At 74.9% G+C, this 7,091-nt stretch carries 6 protein-coding genes; 5 read left to right on the forward strand and 1 reads right to left on the reverse strand.

The genetic code is table 11. The features are described from left to right. Positions 1-73 precede the first annotated feature (73 nt). Positions 74-1,861 (forward strand): murein biosynthesis integral membrane protein MurJ, encoded by a 1,788-nt coding sequence (gene murJ / locus AB0881_RS32950; protein ID WP_366623317.1) that lies wholly within the window; start codon positions 74-76, stop codon positions 1,859-1,861. A 63-nt stretch (positions 1,862-1,924) separates the two neighbouring features. Continuing rightward, the gene (locus AB0881_RS32955) at positions 1,925-2,818 is read left to right on the forward strand and encodes a PhzF family phenazine biosynthesis protein (protein ID WP_366623307.1); all 894 of its coding nucleotides are present in this window, start codon (positions 1,925-1,927) and stop codon (positions 2,816-2,818) included. A 7-nt stretch (positions 2,819-2,825) separates the two neighbouring features. On the opposite strand, the gene AB0881_RS32960 is transcribed toward AB0881_RS32955, so the two are convergent. Then, the gene (locus AB0881_RS32960; RefSeq protein WP_366623309.1) at positions 2,826-4,043 is read right to left on the reverse strand and encodes an Ig-like domain-containing protein; all 1,218 of its coding nucleotides are present in this window, start codon (positions 4,041-4,043) and stop codon (positions 2,826-2,828) included. Positions 4,044-4,401: 358 nt separating this feature from the next. Between AB0881_RS32960 and AB0881_RS32965 the strand changes: the two genes are divergently transcribed. The 3 genes from AB0881_RS32965 to AB0881_RS32975 form a co-directional block, all read left to right on the forward strand. Then, the gene (locus AB0881_RS32965) at positions 4,402-4,734 is read left to right on the forward strand and encodes an OB-fold nucleic acid binding domain-containing protein (RefSeq protein ID WP_366623319.1); all 333 of its coding nucleotides are present in this window, start codon (positions 4,402-4,404) and stop codon (positions 4,732-4,734) included. 47 nt (positions 4,735-4,781) lie between these two features. Further along, positions 4,782-5,579 carry a DUF3159 domain-containing protein gene (locus AB0881_RS32970; protein ID WP_366623311.1) on the forward strand — a complete coding sequence of 266 codons (798 nt, stop codon included), beginning with the start codon at positions 4,782-4,784 and terminating at the stop codon, positions 5,577-5,579. Positions 5,580-5,832: 253 nt separating this feature from the next. Then, positions 5,833-7,091 (forward strand): serine/threonine protein kinase (locus AB0881_RS32975; protein ID WP_366623313.1); only part of this gene is annotated, 1,259 nt, incomplete at its 3' end.

A 7,091-nucleotide genomic window follows, 5' to 3' on the forward strand; every position in this document is an offset into this window, starting at 1 on the left:
CGCGGCCTGGGTCTAGGGTCCTCGTGTGGCTGATCGGGTGAACTGGGACCGGGGACCGGCGCGCGGCCGGGTCATGCCGGAGGTGTTCGACGCCGCCGAGCGGTTCGAGCCGCCGACCGCGCCGGAGCCGGGCCTGGTCCCGTACCGCGATCCCAGCGACGTCGGCGACCCGGGCACGGCGGGCCGGCCGGGCTGGGACCGCGACGAGATCGGCGGTGCCGCGCAGGCGGCGCCGCCGGGGCTGGCGCGCTCCAGCGCGGTGATGGCGATCGGGACGGTGTTCTCCCGCGCGACCGGCTTCCTGCGCACGACGGTGGTGAGCGCCGCGCTCGGCGTCGGGCTGCTGGGCGATGCGTACCAGACCGCCGACATGATCCCGTTCACGGTGTACGCGCTGCTGCTGGGCGGGCTGCTGTCGAGCGTGTTCGTGCCGTTCCTGGTCAAGCGCCGCAGGCTGGACGCGGACGGGGGAGCGGCGACCGAGCAGCGGCTGTTCACCGCCGTCGTCGCGGGCCTGCTGGTGCTGACGGTGATCGCGGTGCTGGCCGCCGACCCGCTGGTCTCGCTGTACGCGCGGGGGTTCGAGGACCGGCAGCGCGAGATCGCGGTGCTGCTGACCCGGCTGCTGCTGACGCAGATCCTGTTCATCGGGGTGAGCGGGGTGGCGGGGACGCTGCTGAACGCCCGGCAGGTGTTCGGCGCGCCGATGTGGGCGCCGGTGGTCAACAACCTCATCACCTGCGGCGCCGGGGTGGCGTTCATCTGGGTCGCGGGTCCGGGCCGGGGCGTGGACACCGTCACCGACGGGCAGCTGGCGGTGCTGGGGATCGGGTCGGCGGCCGGGACGGCCGTGCAGAGCCTGCTGCTGGCCTGGTCGCTGTGGCGGGCCGGGTTCCGCTGGCGGCCCCGGCTGGACCTGCGCGGCTCGGGGTTCGGCGAGGCGGCGCTGGCGGCGCTGTGGATGTTCGTGTACATCGTGGTGGCGCAGGCGGGGCTGCTGGTGACCGCGAACGTGGCCAACCGGGCGGGCCGCGACGCCGTGGCCGAAGGGGAGCCGGGGGCGGGGCTGGCGGCGTACAAGTTCGCCGAGGTGGTGTTCCAGCTGCCGTACGCGATCATCGCGGTGTCGGTGATCACCGCGCTGCTGCCGCGGATGAGCGCGCATGTCGCCGACGGCCGCCGCGACCTGCTGCGCGCCGACTTCTCGCGGGGGCTGCGGCTGGCGTCGGCGCTGCTGGTGCCGCTGTCGGTGGCGATGCTGGTGTTCGCCGTCCCGGGGGCGGTGCTGCTGTTCGCGTACGGGAGCACCACGCCGGACGACGCGCGGCGGATCGGCCTGGTGCTGATGGTGTTCGCGGTGATGGTCGTCCCGTTCACGCTGTTCCAGCTGCAGATGCGGGTGTTCTACGCGCTGGGCGACACGCGGACGCCGGGGCTGCTGGCCGTTCCGGCGGGGATCGTGCAGGCGGGCACGGCGATCGCGATGGGGGCGCTGCTGCCGGCCCGGTACGTGGTGCTGGGCCTGCCGGTGGCGTACGGGCTGTTCTACCTGGTGGGCGCGGTCGGCGCGACGGGCGTGCTGCGGCGCAGGCTCGGCGGCATGGACGGGCGGCGGATCTTCCGCACGCTGGGGCTGCTGTTCCTGGCGGCGGTCCCGGGCGGGCTGTTCGGGGCCGGGTGCGTGTGGGCGTTCGGGCTGCTGCCGGGCGACCGGATCCCGGGGCTGGCGGCGATGGCCGCGGGCGGGCTGGGCGGCGGGCTGCTGTACGTGTGGTGCGCGCGGCTGCTGAGGGTGCCGGAGGTGGGCTACTTCCTCGATGTGGCCCGTACCCGGGTGCCAGGTCTCCGTGACCGGGGTTGACAGGCGGCTGAAATTCTCTGCTAATCGGTCACATAGGAAATTATCCAACATCGGGGCGCCCCCATGACGATGACGACCCCCCTCCCCGCTCTCGGGCGCGTCGTCCTCCGCTATTCCGCGTTCGCGGCGGACCCCGGCGGGGGCGGCCCGGCCGGGGTCGTGCTGGACGCGGCCGGACTGGACGACCGGGCCATGCTGGCCATAGCCGCCGAGCTGGGGTACTCCGAGACCGCGTTCCTGACCCGGCCGCCGCGCTGGGTCGGCGATCCCGGGCGCACGCACGCCGTGCGCTACTTCAGCCCCAAGGGCGAGGTGCCGTTCTGCGGCCGCGCCACCCTGGCCGCCGCCGCGGCGCTGGCCGAGCGCGGCGCGCGGGGGCGGCCGCTGGAGTTCGCGACCCAGGTCGGGCGGGTGCCGGTGACGGCCGCGGCCGGGCCGGACGGGCTGCCGCGCGCCACGTTCACCAGCGTCGAGCCGTACGTGCAGGAGATCAGCCCCAGCTACCTGGCCGAGGCCCTGCGCGCGCTCGGCTGGAGCCCGGCCGACCTGGACCCGGAGCTGCCGCCCTTCGTCGGCTACGCCGGCGCCCGGCACCTGATCCTGGCCGCCGCGGAGCGGGAGCGGCTGTCCCGGCTGGACTACGACTTCGACCGGCTCGCGGCGTACATGGTCCCGCGCGACCTGACGGGCGTGCAGCTGGTGTGGCGGGCGGCGCCGGACGCCTTCGACGTCCGCTCGGTCTCGCCGCCCCGCGGCGTGCTGGAGGATCCGGCGTCCGGGACCGCGGCGGCGGCGTTCGGCGCGTACCTCCGGTGCCTTGGAGCGATCCCGGCCGCCGCCCGCGTCACCCTCCGCCAGGGCGAGGATCTGGGCCGCGCGGCGACGCTGCACGTGGAGCTGCGCGCGGGCGACCCGCGCGTGCACGTCTCCGGGACGGCCGTGCCCATCCCGGCCTGAGCCGCCGTCACCGGTCCTGGTGGGGGACCGGCCTGCCGAACGCGCTCCCGGCGACCCACCGCCGCCACGGGATCTGCCAGTGGCCCCAGCCGTTGTCCCATTCGAGCGGCCGGTCGGTGCCGGTCACCGTGATGACGTCGCCGCGCAGCGAGCGGGCGTGGAACCACCGCGCGAACTCCGGCGGGGCGTTGACGCACCCGTGGCTGACGTTCCGCCTGCCCTGGTCCTTCACCGACCACGGGGCCGCGTGCACGTACTCGCCCGAGGACGAGATCTGCACCGCGTGCCGCACCCGCTTCTTGTAGTAGCGGGGGTCCTTCGGGTCGGTGACGCCCATCCACGCCGACGTCATCGTGACCGGGTCGTACTTGCCCATGGCCAGGTGGACGCCGCTGGTGGTCGTGTAGGCGCGCTTGCCGCCCTTGCCGGCGCTGATCCCGGCCGACCGGACGACCCGGCCGTTCTCCCGGACGGTCATGCGGTGCCGCCGCACGTCGACCGTGCTGATCCGGCGGGGGCCCACGGTGAACGTGGCGACGTGTCCCGCCGTCCCGTACACGCCGCGGGCGGCGCGTACCCCGGTGGTGCGGGCCTGGAGCGTGACCCGCTGGCCCGCCGGCCAGTAGTGCCGCGGGCGCAGGACCACCTGCCGCGGGCCCGTCCAGCGCCAGGCGGCGGGCACCGGGCGGGACATGCGCACGCTCAGCGCGCGCTCGACGGCGCGGCGCCGGGTGATCGGCCGGTCGAACGTGACGATCAGCGGCATGCCGGCGCCGACCGTCTCGCCGGACCGCGGCGTCACGTCGGCGATCCGGAACGTCCCGGCGGGGCGCAGCGTGCTGAACCGGCCGCTCAGCGCGGTGCGCTCGCCCTCGGCGCCGGTGCCGGTGGCCGTGACGGTGTAGGACGTGGCGGGCCGCAGCGGCCACCGGGTGCGCCAGCTGCGCCGGTCGGCCGACAGCCGCCCGCCGGCGGTGGACCCGCCGCCGCGCACGATCACCCGGTCGAGCGTGCCGCGCACGGCCGAGACCACCACGGGCCGGTCGGGCCGCACGTCCCGGCTGCCGTCGCCGGGCTCGATCGCGATCGCGGGCGCCGGTGCCGGGACGGCCCCGGCGGGCGAGACCGCGGGCCGCGCCGTTCCGTCCCCGCCGCCGGTGCACCCCGCGCAGCCCGTGGCCAGGACGGCCAGGACCGTGACCGGCCTGTACCCATGTCGCAGCATTCCGCCCCCGTTGTGCCGCGTGCGACCCCTATGCAGGGATTTCGTTACCGAGAGTGACGATCGCTGGCCAAACTAGTGCCCCGGAGGCCGCCGGGTGGCCGTCTCGCCGAAACCCGCGGGCGCTTGCGCCGAACGGCCCGGGCCCGCCGCCGGGCGGGAGTTCCGGTATCGGGGGAGTCATCCGTTCAACTGGTGATTCGTCCGCTGGGGCGAGGTTCGTTTGGGGGTGGTATGCCGTAGGGTTTCGTGCATGGACGACGTTCCGGCCAGTGACGTTCCGGCTAGGACGACGCCGGGTTCCGACGGCCCGGCGCCGCCCGAGCGCGGCCGCGGCGGGCTGCGCCGCTTCCTGCGGCGCATGGCGTCGAGCAGGACCGAGCTGGAGGCCGAGGAACTGCAGAAGACCTCCGGTGAGGAGGGGGCCACGCCCATCACCGCGTGCGCCACGCGCAAGCGGGCCTGCGTCGCGGGTACGCTACGGACCGTGACCCTGCGACCCCGTGGCGGTGCGCCGGCCCTGGAGGCCGAGCTGTACGACGGCACCGATGTGATCAACCTGGTCTGGCTGGGCCGGCGCAAGATCGCCGGCATTGACCCGGGCCGCCGGCTGCGCGCCGAGGGGCTGGTGAGCCTCCAGGACGGCCGCAAGGTCATGTTCAATCCCCGCTACGAGCTGCGTGGCAGCGCGTGACCGGGCCCGACGGGACCGCGGACCGGCCGCGCATGGAGGACGACGCCATGCGTCAGGCGGACGGCGGCGCCGGGACCTCGGCCCGCGACGACTCGCCCGCCGAGGTCCTCGCCCAGGAACTGGCCGACGCCGAGAACACCCTGAAGTCGGGCACGTCCGGTACGCCGGGCGCGTCCGAGGAGGCCGCAGGCGACGGCAACGCGCACGACACCGTCGAGGCGGCGGTGCGGGAGCAGCTGTCCAAGGCGCTGGGCGGCGTCCGCGGCATGATCGAGGCCGCCGTGCCGACGATCGGGTTCACGCTCACCTACGTCCTCACCAAGGAAGTGAAGACGGCCGTCATCCTGGGCGTGGGCGTCGCGGTGCTGCTGGTGCTGGTCCGGCTGGCGCAGCGGTCCAACCCGCAGTTCGTGCTCAACAGCCTGATCGGCATCGCGATCGCGGCGTTCTTCGCGCTGCGCTCGGGCAAGGCCGAGGACGCCTTCATGCCCGGCATCCTGCTCAACGCCGGGTACGGCCTGGCGATGCTGGTGTCGATCCTCGCCCGGTGGCCGGTCGTCGGCTTCATCATCGGGTCGGTCACCACCTCCGACCCCACCGCGTGGCGTTCCGACCCGGCGGTCGTGCGGCTGTGCTCCAAGCTGACCTGGATCCTGCTGGCCCCCTGCGTGCTGCGGGTGGTCGTCCAGTACCCGATCTACCTGGCCGACGGCGACCAGAGCGGGCTGCTGGGCGCCGCCAAGATCGCGATGGGCTGGCCGCTGCAGGTCGCGGCGCTGGCGACGATGGTGTGGGTGGTCGCGCGCGGCCGCACGCCGGTGGAGTCGCGCGGCGCCACCGGATAGTCCGCTTCCGGACATCTCTGTCCTCGAAGGTGATTGCCGGTAAGTCCGGGGTAACCTGCCGGTAGGTGTGCCGGGAAGTCTGGTCGGCGTCGTCGCGAGCGAGCCCGCCGACAGGAGACGCGCATGACGCCGCACCCGGCCCCCTCCCCCCTTTCCTCTCCCTGGGTGTCTCCTTGGGTGTTCGACTTCCCTGATCGGTCCGTGGCCTGACGGCTCCACCCCCTCCCACCACGGCCGACGACCCGGGACGACGATGAACGCTGCCCTGAAGTGCCCGCGTACCTCCTGCACGGGCCGGATCCAAGACGGCTACTGCGACGTGTGCGGCCTCCCGCCCGAGCCCGCCGAGGCCGCGCGGCCCGCACCGGCGTCCACACCCGTCCCTCCCTCCCTGACTTCTCCGCCGGTCGCGGCCTCCGGTACCGCGCTGCGCGGGACGCTCGGCGCCGGGCTCGTCCACGTGCCGCCGGTCCCGGACCGCGACCCGGCCGAGGCCGTGCTCACCGACCCCGAGGTGCCCGAGCACCGGCGCTTCTGCGCCGGCTGCGACGCCCCCGTCGGGCGCGGCCGCGACGGCGCGCCCGGCCGTACCCGCGGCTTCTGCCCCAAGTGCGGGACCCGCTTCTCCTTCGTGCCCGCCCTGGCGCCCGGCGACGTCGTCGCCGCGCAGTACGAGGTGCTCGGCTGCCTGGCGCACGGCGGCACCGGCTGGGTCCACCTGGCCCGCGACCGCGGCGTGTCCGGCCGCCGGGTCGCGCTCAAGAGCATGATCGGCTCGGACGACCCGGACCTGCGCGCCGCGGCCGCGGCCGAACGCCGCTTCCTGGCCGCGGTCGAGCATCCCAACATCGTCCGCATCCACAATTTCGTCCGGCACTTCGGCGAGGGCTACATCGTCATGGAGTACGTCGGCGGCCGCTCGCTCAAGGACATCGCCCTGGAGCGGCGCCGGGCGGGGGGATCACCGCCGCTCGCGCACGTGCTCGCGTACGCGCTGGAGGCGCTGCGCGCGCTCGGCCACCTGCACGGCCTCGGCCTCCTCTACTGCGACTTCAAGCCCGACAACGCCATCCACTCCGGCGACCAGCTCAAGCTGATCGACCTCGGGAGCGTCCGCCGGATCGGCGACCCCGGCGGGCCGGTGTACGGCACGGTCGGCTACCAGGCGCCGGAGATCGCCGAGCGCGGCCCGTCGATCGGCTCCGACCTGTACACGGTGGCGCGGACCATGGCCGTGCTGAGCTTCGAGTTCACCGGCTACACCGGCGAGTACCGGGAGTCGCTGCCCGACCGCGCCGACGTCCCGCTGCTGTCCCGGTACGGGTCGTACGACCGGCTGCTGCGCCGCGCAGCCCACCCCGACCCGGCCGAGCGGTTCGGGTCGGCGGCGGAGATGGCCGAGCAGGTCGCCGGGGTGCTGGCCGAGGTGTGCGCGGACACCGGCGGCCCGCCCCGGCCCTGGCGGTCGGGGCTGTTCGAGCCGGGCCCGGCGCCCCCGGCGGGGCCTGGCCC

This window comes from Spirillospora sp. NPDC029432, assembly GCF_040703975.1.
Taxonomy (GTDB): domain Bacteria; phylum Actinomycetota; class Actinomycetes; order Streptosporangiales; family Streptosporangiaceae; genus Spirillospora.